Raw genomic sequence first — 18,887 nt, 5'->3', positions numbered from 1 at the left:
TTATTGATCAATATTTTGCCAACTGGTAAAAATTTTCGCCGCATGGCGGGGAGAGACGCATGAACGAGTCCAGGCCCAAGTCGATGTCCGCATTTTGGATGCCGTTTACCAACAATCGCGACTTCAAGGCCAGTCCACGCCTGCTGGTGTCGGCCGAGGGGATGTATTACAAGGACGTCGACGGCAACAGCGTGCTCGACGGCACCGCAGGCCTCTGGTGCGTGCCCTGTGGCCACGCCCAGCCGCGCATCACGCAGGCGGTCAGCGAAATGGTCGGCCAGCTCGACTTCGCCCCCACCTTCCAGATGGGCCATCCGGCCGCCTTCGACCTGGCCGAACAGCTGATGGACTACACCGGCCACAAGTTCGGCCACGTGTTCTATACGAATTCCGGTTCCGAGGCGGTGGACACCGCCCTGAAGATGGCGCTGGCCTACCACAAGGCGCGCGGCGAGGGCGGGCGCACCCGCCTGATCGGGCGCGAGCGCGGCTACCACGGGGTCGGCTTCGGCGGCCTGTCGGTGGGCGGCATCGGCAACAACCGCAAGAGCTTCGGCCCGCTGCTGCCGGGCGTGGACCACCTGCCGCACACGCACAACCTGCTCAAGAACGCCTTCTCGCGCGGCGAGCCGGACTTCGGCGTGGAGCTGGCCGACGAGCTGGAACGCCTGGTGACCCTGCATGACGCATCCACCATCGCGGCCGTCATCATCGAACCGGTCTCCGGTTCAACCGGCGTGCTGGTGCCGCCCAAGGGCTACCTCAAGCGCCTGCGCGAGATCTGCGACAAGCACGGCATCCTGCTCATCTTCGACGAAGTGATCACCGGCTTCGGCCGCCTGTGCACGCCCTTCGCGAGCGACTACTTCGGCGTCGAGCCGGACATGATGACCACTGCGAAGGGCCTGACCAATGGCGTCGTGCCGATGGGCGCCGTGTTCTCCAAGCGCTTCATCCATGACGCCTTCATGGAGGCGCCGGCCGGGATCGAGCTATTCCACGGCTATACCTATTCCGGCCACCCGCTGGCCTGTGCGGCCTCGCTCGCCACGCTCGAGGTGTTCCGCGAGCAGGGCATCATCGAGAACGCCAAGTCGCTGCAGCCCTACTTCGAGGATGCGCTGCATTCGCTGCGCGGCCTGCCGCACGTGATCGACTTGCGCTCGATCGGCCTGGTGGCCGGCATCGAGCTCGAGCCCATCGCCGGCAAACCAGGTGCACGCGCCTACAGCGCCTTCAAGAAAGCCTTCGCGGACGGCATCCTGATCCGCGTGACGGGCGACATCATCGCCTTGTCGCCGCCGCTCATCCTGAACAAGCAGCACATCGACGAACTGTTCGGCAAGCTGGCCACCATCCTCAAGAACCTGGACTGAACTGACATGGACATCATTTCGCATTTCATCGACGGCCAACTGGCGCACGCGGAAGGCGCGCGCCAGGCCGACGTCTATAACCCCGCGCGCGGCGAAGCCTGCGCACGGGTGGCGCTGGCCGAGCCGCGCGACATCGATGCGGCCGTCGCCGCGGCCCTCAAGGCTTTCCCGGCCTGGGCCGCCACACCGCCGCTGGCGCGCGCCCGCGTGCTGTTCAAATACCTGCAGCTGTGCCAGCAACACACCGACGAATTCGCGGCCATGGTGGTGCGCGAGCACGGCAAGACCTTCGCCGACGCCCAGGGGGAAGTCGCGCGCGGCATCGAGGTGGTCGAGTTCGCGGTCGGCATTCCGCAGATGCTCAAGGGAGAGTTCACCGACCAGATCGCGCGCGGCATCGATGCCTGGTCGATGCGCCAGCCGCTCGGTGTGGTGGCCGGCATCACCCCGTTCAACTTCCCGGTGATGGTGCCGATGTGGATGTTCCCGGTCGCCATCGCCTGCGGTAACACCTTCGTCCTGAAACCGTCGGAGCGCGACCCCTCGGCTTCGCTGCTGCATGCGCGCCTCCTGACGGAAGCCGGGCTGCCGGACGGCGTATTCAACGTGGTCCAGGGCGACAAGGTGGCGGTCGATGCGCTGCTCGACCACCCGGACGTACAGGCCATCAGTTTTGTCGGCTCGACCCCGATCGCCGAATACATCTACTCCCGTGGCTCGGCCAAGGGCAAGCGGGTGCAGGCCCTGGGCGGTGCCAAGAACCACATGGTGGTGATGCCGGACGCCGACATGGACATGGCGGTCGACGCCCTGATGGGCGCGGCCTACGGCTCCGCCGGCGAGCGCTGCATGGCGATTTCGGTGGCGGTGGCCATCGGCGAGGCCGGCGACCAGCTGGTGGCGGCGCTCAAGGAGCGCACCGCAAAGCTGAAGATCAACGACGGCATGGCCGAAGGCGCCGAAATGGGCCCGGTGGTCACCAGCGCCGCCAAGGAACGCATCGAGCGCCTGATCGGCCAGGGCGTGGAGCAGGGCGCCAGCCTGGTGGTGGACGGGCGCGGCTACCGCGTCGATGGCTGCCCGAACGGCTTCTTCGTGGGCGGCACCCTGTTCGACCACGTCACGCCCGACATGACGATCTACCAGGAAGAGATCTTCGGCCCCGTGCTGTGCGTGGTGCGCCTGCCGGACGTGGGCCGCGCGGTGGAACTCATCAACGCCAACGAGTACGGCAACGGCGTCGCCATCTTCACCCGCGATGGTGGCGTGGCGCGCGAATTCGTGCGCCAGATCGAGGTGGGCATGGTGGGCGTGAACGTGCCGCTGCCGGTGCCGATGGCCTTCAACAGCTTCGGCGGCTGGAAGCGCAGCCTGTTCGGCGACCATCACGCCTATGGCCCGGAAGGCGTGCGTTTCTATACCCGCCACAAAGCGGTGATGGAGCGTTGGCCCAACACCGCCAGCAGCGGGCCGCAGTTCGCTTTCCCGCAGATGAAATAGCAGAGCAGCTTGTCGTAGACCACAATAAGAAGGGATGCACATGATCGAGTCACTCCAGCACCTGCCGCCCGCGGCAGGGTCGAACGGCGAGCTCGCCTCGCAGTTCACCGACCTGGCGCCGCCGCTCACCGCGCGCCAGGCCGCCGTCGAGGCGGCGCGCTGCCTGTACTGTTACGACGCCCCCTGCATGAACGCCTGCCCGACCGGCATCGACGTCGCCAGCTTCATCAAGAACATCCACGACGGGAACATCGACGGCGCCGCCCATGGCATCCTCAAGGCCAACATCTTCGGCGGCAGCTGCGCCCGGGTCTGCCCCACGGAGATCCTGTGCGAGGATTCCTGCGTGCGCAACAATCCGTCCGAGCGCGAGCCGGTGCGCATCGGCCTGCTGCAGCGCTACGCGGTCGACAATGCGAACTTCACCAGCCATCCCTTCCAGCGTGCTCCCGCCACCGGTAAGGTGATCGCCGTGGTCGGCGCCGGCCCGGCCGGCCTGTCCTGCGCCCACCGCCTCGCCATGCTGGGCAACGACGTGGTGGTCTACGAGGCGCGCCCGAAAGCGGGTGGCCTGAATGAATACGGCATCGCCAGGTACAAGCTGCCGGGCGACTTTGCCCAACGCGAAGTGGACTTCCTGATGTCGATCGGCGGCATCCACATCGAGTACGGCCGCAAGCTGGGCGAGAACCTCAGCCTGGCCGAGCTGCACACGCGCTATGATGCGGTGTTCCTGGGCATCGGCCTGGGCGCGAGCCGCGCGCTCGGCCTGACCGGCGAAGATGCGCCGGGCCTGATGGCGGCCATCGACTACATCGCCGCGTTGCGCCAGGCCAGCGACCTGTCCACCTTGCCGGTCCCGCGCCGCGCGGTCGTCATCGGCGCCGGCAATACCGCGATCGACATGGCGGTGCAGATCAAGCGCCTGGGCGCCGAAGACGTGACCCTGGTCTATCGCCGCGGCCTGGAATCGATGAGCGCGACCGGCCACGAGATCGAAATCGCCAAGGCCAACTACGTGCGTATCCGCACCTGGGCCGCACCGCTCGAGGTGCTGCTGGACGAATCCGGCCGGGTGTCGGGCATGCGCTTCGAGCAGACCCGCATGGAAGAGGGGCGGCTGGTGCGCACCGGCGGCTACATCGAGATCGCGGCCGACGCCGTGTTCAAGGCCATCGGCCAGAGCATGAGCGAGGACGGCTTGCAGGAATCGCTGGCGCGTGAACTCGCGCGTGACGGCGACCGCATCCAGATCGACAGCCGCTTCCGCACCGCACTGCCCGGCATCTACGCCGGCGGCGACTGCGTCGCCCTGGGGCAGGATCTGACCGTGCAGGCGGTCCAGCACGGCAAGCTGGCGGCACTGAGCATCCACGAAGACATCCAAGCGCGCATTAGCGCCACTACGGAGGCAGCATGGCCGACCTGAGCATCGACTTCTGCGGCATCAAGAGCCCGAACCCGTTCTGGCTGGCCTCCGCGCCGCCGACCGACAAGGCCTATAACGTGGTGCGCGCCTTCGAAGCAGGGTGGGGCGGCGTGGTGTGGAAGACGCTGGGCGAAGATCCGCCGGCGGTCAACGTCTCATCGCGCTACTCGGCCCTTTACGGCAAGAATCGCGAAGTCATCGGTTTCAATAATATCGAACTGATTACCGACCGCAGCCTGGCCATCAACCTGGAAGAGATCACCCAGGTCAAGAAGGACTGGCCGGACCGCGCCGTGATTGTCTCGCTGATGCTGCCCTGCGAGGAAGCGCCGTGGGCGGCGATCCTGCCGCTGGTGGAAGCGACCGGCGCCGACGGCATCGAACTGAACTTCGGCTGCCCGCACGGCATGCCCGAGCGCGGCATGGGTGCCGCAGTGGGCCAGGTGCCCGACTACGTCCAGATGGTCACCGCATGGTGCAAGAAGCACACGCGCCTGCCGGTGATCGTCAAGCTCACGCCCAACATCACCGACGTGCGCCATCCGGCGCGCGCCGCGCTGGCAGGCGGAGCCGATGCGGTCTCGCTGATCAATACGGTCAACTCGATCACCCACCTCGACCTCGACCAGATGGTGGCTTACCCGATCGTGGGCGGAGCCAGCACCCACGGCGGCTACTGCGGCTCGGCGGTCAAGCCGATCGCCCTGAACATGGTGGCCGAGATCGCGCGCGACCCGCAGACCCGCAACCTGCCGATCTCCGGCATCGGCGGCATCGGCAGCTGGCGCGACGCGGCCGAATTCATCGCCCTTGGCGCCGGCAGCGTGCAGGTCTGCACGGCCGCGATGCTGCACGGCTTCCGCATCGTCGAAGAGATGAAGGACGGTCTGTCGCGCTGGATGGACAGCAAGGGCTACGAAAACATCGCGGCCTTCTCGCGCAAAGCGGTGCAGAACACCACCGACTGGAAGTACCTGGACATGAACTACCATGTGATCGCCCAGATCGACCAGGACAAGTGCATCAAGTGCGGCAAATGCTACGTGGCCTGCGAGGACACCTCGCACCAGGCCATCTCACGCGCGGTCGACGATGCGGGCACCCGCCGCTACGAGGTGATCAAGGCCGAGTGCGTGGGTTGCAACCTGTGCGAGATCACCTGTCCGGTCGAGTCCTGCATCACCATGGTGCCGCAGGAGACGGGCAAGCCTTACATGAACTGGACCCAGGACCCGCGCAATCCGCGTGCCGAGCCGGTCGTCGTGTAAGCACGCGACACCTTTGACCAGACGATTGCGCTACACTCGGTTGCACAATCTGCAACCGACCAGGAGAGGCCCACGTGACCATGCAACACAACGCAAGCTCCGAACTCTGGAACGATGACCTGGCCCCGACCGGGGTCGCGCAGCGCACCTGGCGCTGGTATCACTTCGCCGCGCTGTGGGTCGGCATGGTGATGTGCATTCCCGCCTACACGTTATCAAGCAGCCTGATCGAATCGGGCATGTCGGCATCGCAGGCGGTGTGGACGGTCTTCCTCGCCAACGCCATCGTGCTGGTGCCGATGCTCCTGATCGGCCACGCCGGCACCAAGTACGGCATCCCGTATGCGGTGCTGGCGCGCACCTCCTTCGGCACCAGCGGCGCCAGGCTTCCGGCCCTGATGCGCGCCATCGTCGCCTGCGGCTGGTACGGCATCCAGACCTGGTTCGGCGGCAGCATGATCTACACGCTGCTGGGCGTGATGAACGGCGCCCCGATCGGCGGCGATCCCATCGCGGGCCTCGGCATCAACGTGGCGCAGCTGCTGTGCTTCCTCGCCTTCTGGGCGATCCAGCTCTACTTCATCGTGCACGGCATCGAGTCGATCCGCAAACTGGAAACCTGGACCGCGCCGCTGAAGATCGCGATCTGTTTCGTGCTGCTGTGGTGGGTCTACCAGCGCGCCGGCGGCTTCGGCTCGCTGCTCGATCGTCCCTCGGCCTTTGTTCCGGGCGGGCCGAAGGAAGGCCAGTTCTGGCAGGTGTTCTGGCCCTCGCTCACCGCCATGATCGGCTTCTGGGCCACGCTGGCGCTGAACATCCCCGACTTCACCCGTTTCGCCAAGACCCAGCGCGACCAGGTGGTCGGGCAGACCGTCGGCCTGCCGGTGCCGATGGGCCTGTTGGCGGCCCTCGCGGTGATCGTCACCTCGGCCACCGTGGTCCTGTACGGCAAGGCCCTGTGGGACCCGGTCGACCTGGCCAGCCGCATGGAAGGCACCGCCGTGCTGGTGGCGCTGATCGTGCTGCTGGTCGATACCGTTAGCGTCAACCTGGCGGCCAACCTGGTCGGCCCGGCCTACGACTTCTCGGCGCTGGCGCCGCGTGCCATCAGCTACCGGATGGGCGGTTACATCACGGCCGGCCTGGCCCTGGTGATGATGCCCTGGAAGATCCTCGAGAGCACCCAGAACTACATCTTCACCTGGCTGGTGGGCTACTCGGCGCTGCTCGGGCCGATCGCCGGCATCCTGATCGTCGATTACTACCTGGTGCGCAAGACGCAGCTCGACGTCGCCCAGATGTATCGCGACGATGGCATCTACTCGTACAAGAACGGCTGGAACATGGCGGCCCTGGTGGCCTTCGTGCTGGGCGTGCTGCCCAACATCCCAGGCTTCCTGAACGCCGCCTTCCCGGCCTCCTTCCCGGACGTCGGCGCGGCATTCAAGACCATCTATACCTATGCATGGTTCGTCGGCGTCGCCATCGCGGCAATCGTCTACGGCGCCATGATGAAGGGCCACCGCGTCCCGGCACTGGCGGCCCACCAATCCTAACAACGAGGGAGAAGCTGATGACGACCTTGATCCGAGGCGGGACTGTCGTGAACGCCGACCGGGCGTTCCGCGCCGATGTGCTTTGTGTAGGCGACAAGATCGCGGCGGTCGGGGAGAACCTGGAGGCCCCAGCGGGCGCCACCATCGTCGACGCCGGCGGCCAGTACGTGATGCCGGGCGGGATCGACCCGCACACGCATATGCAGCTGCCCTTCATGGGCACGGTCACGGCGGACGACTTCTTCACCGGGACCGCGGCCGGGCTGGCGGGCGGCACCACCACCATCATCGACTTCGTGATCCCCGATCCGAAGCAGTCGCTGCTGGAGGCCTTCCACACCTGGCGCGGCTGGGCCGAGAAGTCGGCCGGCGACTACACCTTCCACGTGGCCGTCACCTGGTGGGACAAGTCGGTGCACGACGAGATGGGCGTGCTGGTGCGCGAGCACGGCGTGAACAGCTTCAAGCACTTCATGGCCTACAAGAACGCGATCATGGCCGACGACGAGACCCTGGTCAAAAGCTTCCGCCGCTCGCTCGAGCTCGGGGCCATCCCGACGGTCCACGCCGAGAACGGCGAACTGGTCTACCAGCTGCAGCAGGAGCTGCTGGCCAAGGGCATCCGCGGCGCCGAGGCGCACCCGCTGTCGCGTCCTCCCGAAGTCGAAGCGGAAGCGGCCAACCGTGCGATCGCCATCGCCAACGTGCTCGGCACCCCGGTCTACATCGTGCACGTGTCCTGCGCCGAGTCGCTGGAGGCGATTACACGCGCCCGCGCCAAAGGGCAGCGCGTGTACGGCGAAGCCCTGGCTGGGCACCTGGTGATCGATGACAGCGTCTACCGCCATCCGGACCCCGATTTCGCCCGCGGCCACGTAATGAGCCCGCCGTTCCGCAGCCGCCATCACCAGCAGGCGCTGTGGCAGGGCCTGCAGGGCGGGAACCTGCACACCACGGCGACCGACCACTGCACCTTCTGCGCCGAGCAGAAAGCGGCCGGCAAGGACGATTTCACGAAAATTCCCAACGGCTGCGGCGGCGTCGAGGAACGCATGGCGGTGATATGGGACGCGGGCGTCAACAGTGGCTTGCTCACGCCCTCCGAATTCGTGCGCGTCACGTCGACCAATGCGGCCCAGATCTTCAACATGTACCCGCGCAAGGGCCTGATCGCGGCCGGCGCGGATGCCGACATCGTGGTCTGGGACCCGAACGGCAGCCGCACCATCTCGACCCAGACGCAGTTTGCCAAGGGCGGCTTCAACGTGTTCGATGGCCGCACCGTGCGCGGCATCCCGACCCATACCGTCGCCGCAGGCAAGCTGGTGTTCGCACGTGGCGAGCTGCGCGCCGAGCGCGGCGCCGGCCGCTACGTCGAGCGTCCCGCCTTTACCGCCACCGTGGCCTGAACGAGGGGAAGAACATGAACGAACTGCGCATCAATGGCGACCGCCTGTGGAAATCGCTGATGGAGCTGGCCGCGATCGGCGCCACCGAGAAGGGCGGCGTCAAGCGCCTGGCCCTGACGGATCTCGACCGCCAGGGCCGCGACCTGGTCGTGCGCTGGGGACGCGAGGCGGGACTGGAAGTCACGGTCGACCAGATCGGCAACGTCTTCATGCGGCGCGCAGGGCGCAACGCTTCCGCGCTCCCGATCGTCACCGGCAGCCACGTCGACACCCAGCCGACTGGCGGCAAGTTCGACGGCAACTACGGCGTGCTGGCCGGGCTGGAGGTGGTGCGCACCCTGAATGACCTGAACATCCAGACCGAGGCGCCGATCGAGGTCGCCTTCTGGACCAACGAGGAGGGCTCGCGCTTCGTGCCCGTGATGATGGGCTCGGGCGTGTTCTGCGGCGCCTTCAGCCTGGAGACGGCCTACGCCGCGCGCGACGTCGAGGGAAAAAGCGTGCGCGAGGAACTGGAACGCATCGGCTACCTGGGCGACGAGGTGCCCGGCAAGCACCCGATCGGCGCCTATTTCGAGACCCACATCGAGCAGGGACCGGTGCTGGAAGACGCCGACAAGGTGATCGGTGTGGTGCCGGCGGTGATGGGCCTGTCCTGGTACGACTGCACGGTGACGGGCATGGAGGCGCACGCCGGCCCTACGCCGATGGGCCTGCGCCGCGACGCGCTGCAGGTGGCGACCACCATCATGCAGGAGGTGGTACAGATTGCCAACCGCTACCCGCCGTACGGCCGCGGGACGGTCGGCATGGTGCAGGTGTTCCCGAACAGCCGCAACGTGATTCCCGGCCAGGTCAAGTTCAGCATCGACCTGCGCAATGTGAACGACCAGCTGCTCAATACCATGCATGAAGAGATGCTGGCGTTTATCGCGAAGACGCGCGAGCAGAGCGGTCTGGGGATCGAGATCGAGCGCGTCTCCTACTACCCGCCATGCCCATTCCACCCCGACTGCGTGAACGCGGTGCGCGCCGCCACCGAGAAGCTGGGCTATTCGACCATGGACGTGGTGTCCGGCGCCGGCCACGACGCCATCTACGCCGCGCGGGTGGCGCCGTCCGGGATGATCTTCGTGCCCTGCAAGGACGGCATCAGCCACAACGAAATCGAGGACGCCCAGCCGGCCCACCTGGAAGCGGGCTGCAACGTGCTGCTGCATGCAATGCTCGAGTGCGCCGGCATCGCGCGCTGATGCTAGTTGTCGAGAATATTTACACTTAGCTGCGCGCCTCACTGTAGCCCACAGCTAAGTAATTGATTAGAATCACTATTATTTTCTTGGCATAAACATTGCTTTTAATCCCTTAGCGTTAATAAATTACAAGGGAAATTGGCAATGAGTAATATTCGTATGTTTTTCGCCGGTCTCGCACTGACCACTGTCACGGGCAGCGCTGCAGCATTGCCCATCCCAGTCGACCACTTTATTTTCAATAACAATAGCTTCGACACCGGTTCGAAGCCGAGGTCGATGGCCCAGGCCGGCACCTTTAGCTATTCATCGGCAACGCCGGCCGGCGCGGCGGGTAAAGCAGCCGTCTTCAACAGCAGCGGCTACATCCGGTCGACGACCGTGGCCGCGATCTCGGGCGACTTCAGTGTGTCGTTCTGGATGAAAACCGGCGCCACCAGCCCGCAAGGCGCGTCGCAGTGGTACCAGGGCCTCGGACTGGTCGATGCTGAACGTGGCGGCGTGACGAGCGACTGGGGCCTGAGCTTCATGAACAACAAGGTCGGCTTCGGCATCGGCTGGCCCGACACGACGATCACCACTACCACCAACGTCAACGACAACCAGTGGCATCTGGTCAACGCAACCTGGCAGATGAACACCGGTACCATGTCGCTCTACCTGGATGGCCTGCTGAACAACTCGAAGGTCGTTACCGCATCGAAAGATATGCTCCGTACTAATCAGAACCTGCTCGCCGTCGGTGGCCTGGCGACCGGTATCAACTGGTTCTCCGGTTCGATCGCGGACGTGCAAGTCTTTGATAGCGTGCTGAGCGCTGCTCAGGTGCGCGAAATCAGGTTCGGCGCCGTGCCGGAACCGTCCTCGCTGGCGCTGCTGGGCCTGGCCGGACTCGCGGGCCTAGTCGCGCGCCGCCGTCGTCAGGCCTGATCGAGGCGCCGGAGCGAACGCGGGCGACAGCATTCTTGTGAAAATGGCATGATCCCGGGGCAACCTGGGAGATGCTGAATGGATTGGCTGGAGCGCAGCTGGCGCACGATACTGCTTGAATTTTCCGACCTCGGCAATGTGGAGGACATCACGCGCATCGTGCTGCGCCTCCTGGTCGCGGTCATCCTCGGCGGCCTGCTCGGCTATGAGCGCGAGTCGGTTGGCGCCTCCGCCGGCCTGCGCACCCACATGCTGGTTTCGCTCGGCTCGGCCCTGTTCGTGCTGATCCCGCTGCAGGCGGGGATGGAAATCGGCGACGTCTCGCGCGTGCTGCAGGGCGTCACCGCCGGCATCGGCTTCATCGGCGCCGGCGCCATCCTCAAGCACCACCAGAAAGACGACGTCAAGGGCGTCACCACGGCCGCCAGCGTGTGGTTGACCGCGGCCATCGGCATTGCCGCCGGCATGGGACGCGAAGCGACCGCGGTGCTCAGCGCGCTGTTCGCATTGGTGATCCTGGCGATCCTGCGGATCACGCCCAAGGAAAAGGAGAAGGTCCGGGAGTGAGCGACCGCTTACGCTGCAGGGACCGGCGCGCGTAGAAAGTCGAGCAGCACCTCGCCCGCGATCTCGGCATCGTCCGCGGTCATCGTCTCCAGCGGATTGTGGCTGATGCCGCCGTTGCCGCAGCGGGTGAACAGCATCGCCACCTCGGTAATCCTGGCCATCTCCATGGCATCGTGGCCAGCGCCGGACAGCAGGTCGAAGCGCGGCAAGCCGGCAGCAATGATGGCTGCACCGAGGCGGTCCATCAGATGCGGCGCACAAGGAGCCGCATCCGCCTCCACTAGCTTCCACAGCTTTTCCTCGATCCCGCGCCGCGCGCAGATTGCACTGATGCCGGCCAGGATATCGTCCACCGCCGCCAGGCGTTCCTCGTCGCTGGCCGCGCGGATATCGAGCGACAGGCGGCACTGGCCGGGGATCACGTTGACCGATCCGGACGGCACCTCGAGCTGGCCGACGGTGCCGACCAGCGAGCCGCGTCCGCTGCAGCGCTGTTCGACCAGCAGCACGATTTCGGCGGCTGCCGCCGCGGCGTCGCGCCGCATGCCCATCGGCGTGGTGCCGGCGTGGCTGGCCACGCCCGAGAGCTCCACCAGGTAGCGCGAGCTGCCCGCGATCGCGGTCACCACGCCGACCGGCAGGCCGCGCTCCAGCAACACCGGGCCTTGTTCGATGTGGACTTCGACGAAGCCGAGCAGGCTCGCCGGATCGCGCGCGATCGTTTTGATGGCCGCCGGATCGTGGCCGGCAGCGACCAGGGCGTCGCGCATGCTGATGTCTTCGCTGTCCCGCTGTTCCAGCAAAGCCGGATCGAAGCGGCCGGTGATGGCGCTGCTGCCCAGGAAGGTGCTGCGAAAGCGCACGCCTTCCTCTTCCGCGAAGCCGATGACTTCCAGGTGGAAGGGCAGGCGCTCGCCGCGTTCGTGCAGGTGGCGCACCAGGGCGATCGGCAGCAGGATGCCGAGCCGGCCGTCGTACTTGCCGCCGTTGCGCACGGTGTCGTAGTGCGAGCCGGTGAGCAGCGTCTGCGCGTCCGGCCGGGAGGCGGCGTAGCGCCCGACCACGTTACCGATGGCGTCGATGTGCGCCTCCATGCCGGCCTCACGCATCCAGTCGCGCAGCTGGCTGGCGGTGCGCTGGTGGCCAGGGGTCATGTAGGCGCAGGTCAGCCCGTCCTCGCTGTCGCTGATGGCGCCGAGCTCCTCGGCCCAGGCCATCACCTGTGGACCAAAACGCAGCTGCACGCCGAGCAGCTCGTTCAGGCGGATCTCGGCGATGCGGTGCACCTGGCGCAAGCATTCGGCCATCTCGGTAGCGCGCGCGTTCTTCAAACGCCGCGAGAAGGTGGCGATGATGGCGGCGCGCGTCAGGCCGCGGCCCGTCGGGCCCTTTACCGCGAGGATAAAGGGGAAGCCGAACTTCTCGATGTACTGCGCGTTCAGTTCGTGCAGCACCGCATACTCTTCCGGACTGCACAGGTTCAGGCCCGATGCGGCCTGCTCGCCGGTCGATTCCGCCGTTAACTCGCCCGCGATCGCCGCCTTGCCGGCCAGTTCGGGGTGGGCGCGCAGCAGCGCCAGCTGTTCATTCTCGCTGGCCTGCGTGACGGCCGCCTGCAAGGCCTGCTTGAGGGCGGCGACGCTGGCGAAGGGGCGCATGCCTGCTGCCCGCTCCGCGATCCACGGGGAGTGTTCATAGATGCCGCGCAGCGCCGCCACGAAGGCGCCGGGGTCGCAAGTGTTCAGGTCCGACAGGGTAGTCATGGTGTGCATCGCCTCATTCGAGTCAATGATGATAAATCCTGCAAGGCCCCCAGCTTATACGCGCGGCCGCATAGGCGGTATGCGCTATTTGGCCACCAGCGCCCGCGCCGCCGCGCTGATCTGGTCGCGCAGCCACTTGTGCTCCGTCGACTGGTGCACGCGCTGGTGCCACAACTGGTAGAAGCGCATTGGCGGGAACTTGACCGGCACCGTGAAGCTCTTGAGCGGCAGCGTGCGCTCGTAGAAGCGGATGAACTGGCGCCCGGTAGTCAGGACCAGGTCGCTCTGGGTCAGCATGTAGGGGATCACGCCGAAGTAGGGCGACTCGACGGCCACCTTGCGCTGCAGCCCCAGGCGGTCGAGGTGGGCGTCGATCACGCCGTGGTAGCCGGGCAGCATCTGCGAGGGCGCCACGTGCGGCAGCGACAGGTAATCCTCGACCGTCATCGCATCGGCTGCCGTGCGCCGGGCATACGGGCTGTCGGCGCGCATGGTGCAGATGATCGGATCCTCGAACAGCTTCGACATGTGCAGGTGCGCTGGCGGCTCGTCCCAGTTGGCGATCACCAGGTCCATCTCGCCGTCGGACAGCATGCGCAGGTAGTCCAGGCCCGGCCCCAGGCTGTGGATCACCACCTTGCTGTTGGGCGAACCGCGGCGCAGGGCGGCGACGACACCCGGCAGGAACTGGGTGTCGAGGTAGTCGGGCGCAGCGATGTGGAAGGTGCGCGTGGCTTCCTCCGGCACGAAGGGCGACTTGCGCACGAACAGGCTCTCGGTTTCGTCGAGGATGCGCTTGGCCGGCTTGAGCAGGCTCTCGCCATGCTGGGTCGGCACCATGCCGCGCGCGCCACGCACCAGCAGTGGATCGCCGGTCAGCTCGCGAAGTTTACGCAGCGAAGCCGAGATCGAAGGCTGCGGCTGGTTCAGCTTGAGCGCGACGCGCGAGACGTTCTTCTCCTGCAGCAGCAGGTAGAGGATGCGGATCAGGTGCAGGTCGAGGTGCTGGGGCAGGCTGGCCATGGGTCGCGCGTATATCAATACAGATATGTCGAATATACGCTAAATTTCATGTTGCAGAAAATGAAATCAGGCTATCGTCGAGGGATATTCAATCTAGGAAGCCCCACATGGACGTATTCGGATACCTGGGCCCGTATGCCCTGGAATGGTTCAACATGCTGGTGCGCTGGCTGCACATCATCACGGGCATCGCCTGGATCGGTGCGTCCTTCTACTTCGTCTGGCTCGACAACACGATTCGCCCGCCAGCGCCCGGCTCCGAGCTGGCGAAGAAGGGCGTCTCCGGCGAACTGTGGGCAGTGCACGGCGGCGGCTTCTACAACCCGCAGAAGTACCTGGTGGCGCCGGCCGAACTGCCTAAAGAACTCCACTGGTTCAAGTGGGAAGCCTATTCCACCTGGCTGTCCGGCTTCGCACTGCTGGTCATCGTCTACTACCTGAATGCCCAGGCGATGATGGTCGACCGCAGCGTGGCCGACCTCTCGAGCTGGCAGGCGGTGGGCATCGGCCTGGCCAGCCTTGTCGTCGGCTGGATCGTCTACGACCTCCTGTGCCGTTCGCCGCTGGGCAAGCACGATCTCGCCTTCGGCATCACGATCTTCGCCTTCCTGGTCGCGAGCAGTTATGTGCTGACCCACCTGCTCAGCGGCCGCGCGGCCTACCTGCACGTGGGCGCGATGATCGGCACCATGATGGTGGCGAACGTGGCGATGCTGATCATTCCGGGGCAGCGCAAGATGGTCAATGCCATGCTGGCCGGCGAAAAGCCCGACCCCATCCACGGCATCAAGGCCAAGCAGCGCAGCGTCCACAACAACTACTTCACGCTGCCGGTGCTGTTCATCATGATCAGCAACCACTACGCGATGACCTATCGCCACGAATATTCCTGGGCGGTGCTGGGCGTGATCATGGCGGCGGGCGTCCTGATCCGCCACTTCTTCAACCTGCGCCACAAGGGCCGGGTCGAATGGAAGTATCCGGCGGCCGGCGTGGCGCTGCTGGCGCTGCTGGCCTTCGCGATCGCGCCGAAGGCGCCGGTCGCAAGTCAGGCCGCGGCAGGGCAGGACGAGGCGGCGCGCTTCGCCCAAGTCCGCACCATCATCGACCAGCGCTGCGTCGCCTGCCATGCGGCGCAGCCGACCCAGCCGGGCTTTGCGACAGCGCCCGCCGGCGTGATGCTGCACACCCCCGAACTCGTGAGCCAGAACGCGCAGCGCATCTACCAGCAGACGGTGCAGCTCAAAGCGATGCCGCTGGCGAACCTCACCCACATGACCGATGCCGAACGGGCCCAGGTCGGCGCCTGGTTCGAAGCCGGCGCAAAAACAGGAAGCAAGTAATGGACGACCAACGACAGCAACAGCTCCTGCAATGGATCGACGCGCACTTCGACGAGCAAGTGGGCTTCCTGCAGCAGGTGATCCGCATCCCGACCGATACTCCGCCGGGGAACAATGCACCCCATGCGGAAGCCGTGGCCGCCATGCTGGCGCAGTACGGCTGGACCGCCGAGAAGCACGCGGTGCCGGAGCAGGACGTACGCGACTACGGCATGGAAAGCATCACCAACCTGATCGTGCGCCGTCCGTATGGCGCCGGCGGCCCGACCCTGGCCCTGAACGCGCACGGCGACGTGGTGCCGCCGGGCGAAGGCTGGAGCAAGTCGCCCTACGGCGCCGAGATCATTGATGGCGCCATCTACGGCCGCGCCGCGGCGGTCTCCAAAAGCGACTTCGCCACCTACGTGTTCGCCGTGCGTGCGCTGGAAGCCCTGGGCGTGCCGCTCAAGGGCGCGCTCGAGCTGCACTTCACCTACGACGAGGAATTCGGCGGCCTGCTCGGCCCCGGCTGGCTGCTGGCGCAGGAGCTCACGCGTCCGGACTACGTGATCGCGGCCGGCTTCAGCTACAACATCGTCACCGCCCACAACGCCTGCCTGCAGCTGGAAATCACGGTGCACGGCAAGGCCGGCCACGGCGCCATGCCGGAGACGGCGGTCGATGCGCTGCAGGCCGCCACGCGCATCCTGAACGCGATCTACGGCCAGCTGCCGGAACTCAAGAAGATCAAGTCGCAGGTCCCGGGCATCGATTCGCCCACCATGCTGGTCGGGCGTATCGACGGCGGCACCAATACCAATGTGGTGCCGGGCAAGGTGGTCATGAAGATGGACCGTCGCATGATTCCGGAAGAAGACCCGGTGGCGGTGGAAGCGCAGGTGCGCGCCCTGATCGAAGACGCAGTGGCCGGCATGCCCGGCATCCGTCTCGAGATCCGGCGCCTGCTGCTGTCGCATGCATTGCGCCCGCTGCCCGGTTCCGAGAAGCTGGTGGCCAGCCTGCAGCGCCATGGCCGCGCCATCCTGGGCGAGGAGATCACGGCCCAGGGCACGCCGCTGTATGCCGACGCGCGCCTGTACGGCGAGCGCGGCATCCCGGCGGTGCTGTACGGCGCCGGCCCGCGCACAGTGCCCGAATCGAACGCCAAGAAGGCGGACGAGCGCCTGGTGCTGGAGGATCTGCGCAAGGCCACCAAGGTGGTGGCGCTGACGTTGCTCGACTTCCTGGGCGCGCAGGCCTGAGCCGGCGCCTCAGCGCGGTACGATCGCGAACTGGGGTCCCATGGTGCCGTAATCCGGCTTGACCGGGCGCGCCATGAAGCGCTCCCACGCGCTGCGCCCGCGCTCGCCGGTGGCTCCGACGGCATACGCCAGGGCCGGCTGCATGGCCGAGGGGTAGCCGACTTCGCTGCGGGCGTAGCCCGTCATCTCGCCCACCGCCAGGCCGAGGGCCGCCGCCATCTCGGGGCCGGCGCAGGGCAGGGTCAGGAACTCCGGCTTGTGGCTGGCGGCATAGGCCTGGGCGATGGTGTCGTAGAACGGGGCGGCAGCGCTGTCGCGCACCTTCATGGTATAGATCCCGGCATCGATCCAGCAGACGCCGGTGCCGCCCATGCGCTCGACCGGGAAGTTTGCCTTCCATGCCAGTATCGGCTCGGCCTTGGCGAAGCCGAGTTCCGCGATGTGCCCCATGGCCGAGGTGAAGAAGTCGTCCATCCAGGGCGCCATGCCGGTGCCCTCGTTGTAGCCGAGTGCGTAGCCGTTGACGATGATGTGCAGCCGGTTGGCCTGCGGGTTGTGCGGATAGGTGGCGTTGTACCAGTCGAGGTTACTGTCCAGGATCTGCAGGAAGTGCTGCTTGAGCGGATGGCTGTCCGGTGTGATCCAGGCCGCGTGAGCGAGCGTGCGCAGGGCCCAGGCCTGGCCGCGCACCTGTTCCGGCGACATCAGTCCCTTGCGGTTCTGGCGGTAGCCGGGGTTCGAATTGAACACGTTGTACATCGCCCAGAACTGCAGCTCCTCCAGGTAGTAATAGTCGCCCGTGAGCAGGTAGGGCACGTAGGCGAGTGACGGCTGGTGCGAGACATCGTCGATGTTCGGCGAGCGGCAGGCGTCCGGCGCGGCGCAGGCCGGGAACAGCTCCTGCTTCCCGGTCGCCGGGTTGTAGGTGTCGCCCGGCGTACCCGTCAGGGTCATGTAGGGATAGTCGAGCAGGCTGACCGGACGCCCGGTGCGCTTGTCGCGGTAATGGGCCGAGTAGCTGCCCGCCAGGTCGGCGGTGCCGAGCATGACTTTCCTCGCGCGGGTGTCGCTGCTCAGGATGTACATCGCGGTCCAGGCCGGGAGCAGGCCGATGTCGGCGCGCCCGCCGGTGGTCGGCATGGCGGGATGGGCTTCGCCCGTGCCCATCGGTTCAGTACGCGGGCCCTGCCAGCGTGCGTCCAGCGCTGCCAGCGTGGATTCGGCCACCAGCACCGAGGGGTCGTAGTTCGGTACCGCGCGGCTGGCGATCAGGTCCTGCATGTTGGCGCGCACCTCGACGCCCGGATCGCCCCCGGCCCAGAACAGCTTGCGCCAGCGTGCATGGTGGTAATGCGTCAGCGCGGCCCGGGTGTAGACCGGCGCGCCATTCAATGTGATCTCGGCGTCGTAGGTGAAGTTGCGCGGCGCCGGTTCGTAAGTCCAGTTGTTTTCCACGGTGACGTCGACCCGCGCGCGGGGCATGCCGCTGTAGCTGCGCAGCGCGAAGCGCACGTTCAGGTGTGGATGGGTCTCGCCGGCCGCGGTACGCAGCGGCGCCTCGACATGCCATTCGTTGGCCACCGGGCCAGCCAGCCAGGTGGCGGGACGCAGGGCGGTGCGGCGGTCGAGGGTGGCCGTATAGCGCTTGCCGTCGAGCGTGAGGCTGACCGAGGCGCCGGTGCCAATGGCGGCCAGGTCGGGCAGGGCGCTGGCCGCGCCGCCGAGGGCGTCGCCGATGCTGCCCAGCAGCGAGGACGGTTTCTCGACGATGCCGAGCGCGAAGGGTTTGCCTTTCTCGGGCCGCGGCACCACGCTTGATACGACTGCGTTCCGCACCGACCCGTCCGGATGCAGGGCCTTGACGTCCACCTGCAGCGGCAGCGTCGCGCCGTTGGCAGTAGCGCCTTGCAGCTTCTTGTCGCGCGCCAGCACGCCGGGTGCGAACACCTGGCCGAACGTTACCGGCACCGATTCGCCTGCCGGGCCGCCGGCGCTGTTGTCGATCATGACCGTGGCCAGTGCGCCCTCGATACGCTGGGTCGTGCCGGCCACCGACATGGCGCCGTAGCGCGATTCCACCACCTTGCGTGCATCGAGGCCGCCGCCAGCCGGCAGGCCCGTGGCCTGGGGTGCGGCTTGAGAAACGCCACACAGGGCGAGGGAGGCGAAGGCAAGGAGAGGGCGAACGTGCATGGACGGCTCCGGGAAGTTCTGGGCGATGGCCGGCCC

General features: G+C 66.5%; 14 protein-coding genes. 11 read left to right on the top strand and 3 right to left on the bottom strand.

Annotated elements, in window-relative coordinates; genetic code table 11:
• Nucleotides 1-59: 59 nt before the first annotated feature.
• From GV068_RS04785 to GV068_RS04745, 9 genes are all read left to right on the top strand, one after another.
• The gene (locus tag GV068_RS04785; RefSeq protein ID WP_159696245.1) at nucleotides 60-1,376 is read left to right on the top strand and encodes an aspartate aminotransferase family protein; all 1,317 of its coding nucleotides are present in this window, start codon (nucleotides 60-62) and stop codon (nucleotides 1,374-1,376) included.
• Nucleotides 1,377-1,382: 6 nt separating this feature from the next.
• Entirely contained in the window at nucleotides 1,383-2,876 is a 1,494-nt protein-coding gene (locus GV068_RS04780; RefSeq protein ID WP_159696244.1) for a CoA-acylating methylmalonate-semialdehyde dehydrogenase, read from the top strand.
• A 40-nt stretch (nucleotides 2,877-2,916) separates the two neighbouring features.
• Entirely contained in the window at nucleotides 2,917-4,305 is a 1,389-nt protein-coding gene (locus GV068_RS04775) for an NAD(P)-dependent oxidoreductase (RefSeq protein WP_159696243.1), read from the top strand.
• Nucleotides 4,293-5,573 carry an NAD-dependent dihydropyrimidine dehydrogenase subunit PreA gene (preA, locus tag GV068_RS04770; RefSeq protein WP_159696242.1) on the top strand — a complete coding sequence of 427 codons (1,281 nt, stop codon included), beginning with the start codon at nucleotides 4,293-4,295 and terminating at the stop codon, nucleotides 5,571-5,573. The genes GV068_RS04775 and preA overlap by 13 nt, the downstream gene beginning before the upstream one ends.
• Before the next feature lie 80 nt (nucleotides 5,574-5,653).
• Complete coding sequence (locus GV068_RS04765) at nucleotides 5,654-7,129, top strand: NCS1 family nucleobase:cation symporter-1 (protein ID WP_159696241.1); 1,476 nt, start codon at nucleotides 5,654-5,656, stop codon at nucleotides 7,127-7,129.
• A 17-nt stretch (nucleotides 7,130-7,146) separates the two neighbouring features.
• Nucleotides 7,147-8,538: a dihydropyrimidinase gene (gene hydA / locus GV068_RS04760; RefSeq protein ID WP_159696240.1), complete on the top strand. Its 1,392-nt coding sequence runs from the start codon at nucleotides 7,147-7,149 to the stop codon at nucleotides 8,536-8,538.
• Between the two features lie 14 nt (nucleotides 8,539-8,552).
• Nucleotides 8,553-9,791, top strand: coding sequence for a Zn-dependent hydrolase (locus tag GV068_RS04755; protein WP_159696239.1), 1,239 nt, complete (start codon nucleotides 8,553-8,555; stop codon nucleotides 9,789-9,791).
• Nucleotides 9,792-9,935: 144 nt separating this feature from the next.
• Nucleotides 9,936-10,721 carry a LamG domain-containing protein gene (locus GV068_RS04750; RefSeq protein ID WP_159696238.1) on the top strand — a complete coding sequence of 262 codons (786 nt, stop codon included), beginning with the start codon at nucleotides 9,936-9,938 and terminating at the stop codon, nucleotides 10,719-10,721.
• A gap of 78 nt (nucleotides 10,722-10,799) precedes the next feature.
• Nucleotides 10,800-11,288, top strand: coding sequence for an MgtC/SapB family protein (locus GV068_RS04745; protein ID WP_159696237.1), 489 nt, complete (start codon nucleotides 10,800-10,802; stop codon nucleotides 11,286-11,288).
• 8 nt (nucleotides 11,289-11,296) lie between these two features.
• Here the strand turns inward: GV068_RS04745 and GV068_RS04740 are convergent, their stop codons facing one another.
• Nucleotides 11,297-13,051 (bottom strand): allantoate amidohydrolase, encoded by a 1,755-nt coding sequence (locus GV068_RS04740; RefSeq protein WP_159696236.1) that lies wholly within the window; start codon nucleotides 13,049-13,051, stop codon nucleotides 11,297-11,299.
• 84 nt (nucleotides 13,052-13,135) lie between these two features.
• Complete coding sequence (locus GV068_RS04735) at nucleotides 13,136-14,074, bottom strand: LysR substrate-binding domain-containing protein (RefSeq protein ID WP_159696235.1); 939 nt, start codon at nucleotides 14,072-14,074, stop codon at nucleotides 13,136-13,138.
• 107 nt (nucleotides 14,075-14,181) lie between these two features.
• Between GV068_RS04735 and GV068_RS04730 the strand changes: the two genes are divergently transcribed.
• Together GV068_RS04730 and GV068_RS04725 are read left to right on the top strand one after the other, a co-directional pair.
• Nucleotides 14,182-15,417: a urate hydroxylase PuuD gene (locus GV068_RS04730; protein WP_159696234.1), complete on the top strand. Its 1,236-nt coding sequence runs from the start codon at nucleotides 14,182-14,184 to the stop codon at nucleotides 15,415-15,417.
• Nucleotides 15,417-16,658 (top strand): M20/M25/M40 family metallo-hydrolase, encoded by a 1,242-nt coding sequence (locus GV068_RS04725; RefSeq protein ID WP_159696233.1) that lies wholly within the window; start codon nucleotides 15,417-15,419, stop codon nucleotides 16,656-16,658. Before GV068_RS04730 ends, GV068_RS04725 begins: the two co-directional genes overlap by 1 nt.
• A gap of 9 nt (nucleotides 16,659-16,667) precedes the next feature.
• Here GV068_RS04725 and GV068_RS04720 read toward each other — a convergent pair whose 3' ends face one another.
• Entirely contained in the window at nucleotides 16,668-18,851 is a 2,184-nt protein-coding gene (locus GV068_RS04720) for a hypothetical protein (RefSeq protein WP_229463748.1), read from the bottom strand.
• Between the last annotated feature and the right edge of the window lie 36 nt (nucleotides 18,852-18,887).

It is taken from the genome of Massilia sp. 9I (assembly GCF_902506415.1).
Lineage (GTDB): Bacteria > Pseudomonadota > Gammaproteobacteria > Burkholderiales > Burkholderiaceae_D > Telluria.
The sequence above is the reverse complement of the archived record's forward strand: the minus strand, read 5'-3'. Positions and strand labels throughout refer to the sequence as shown.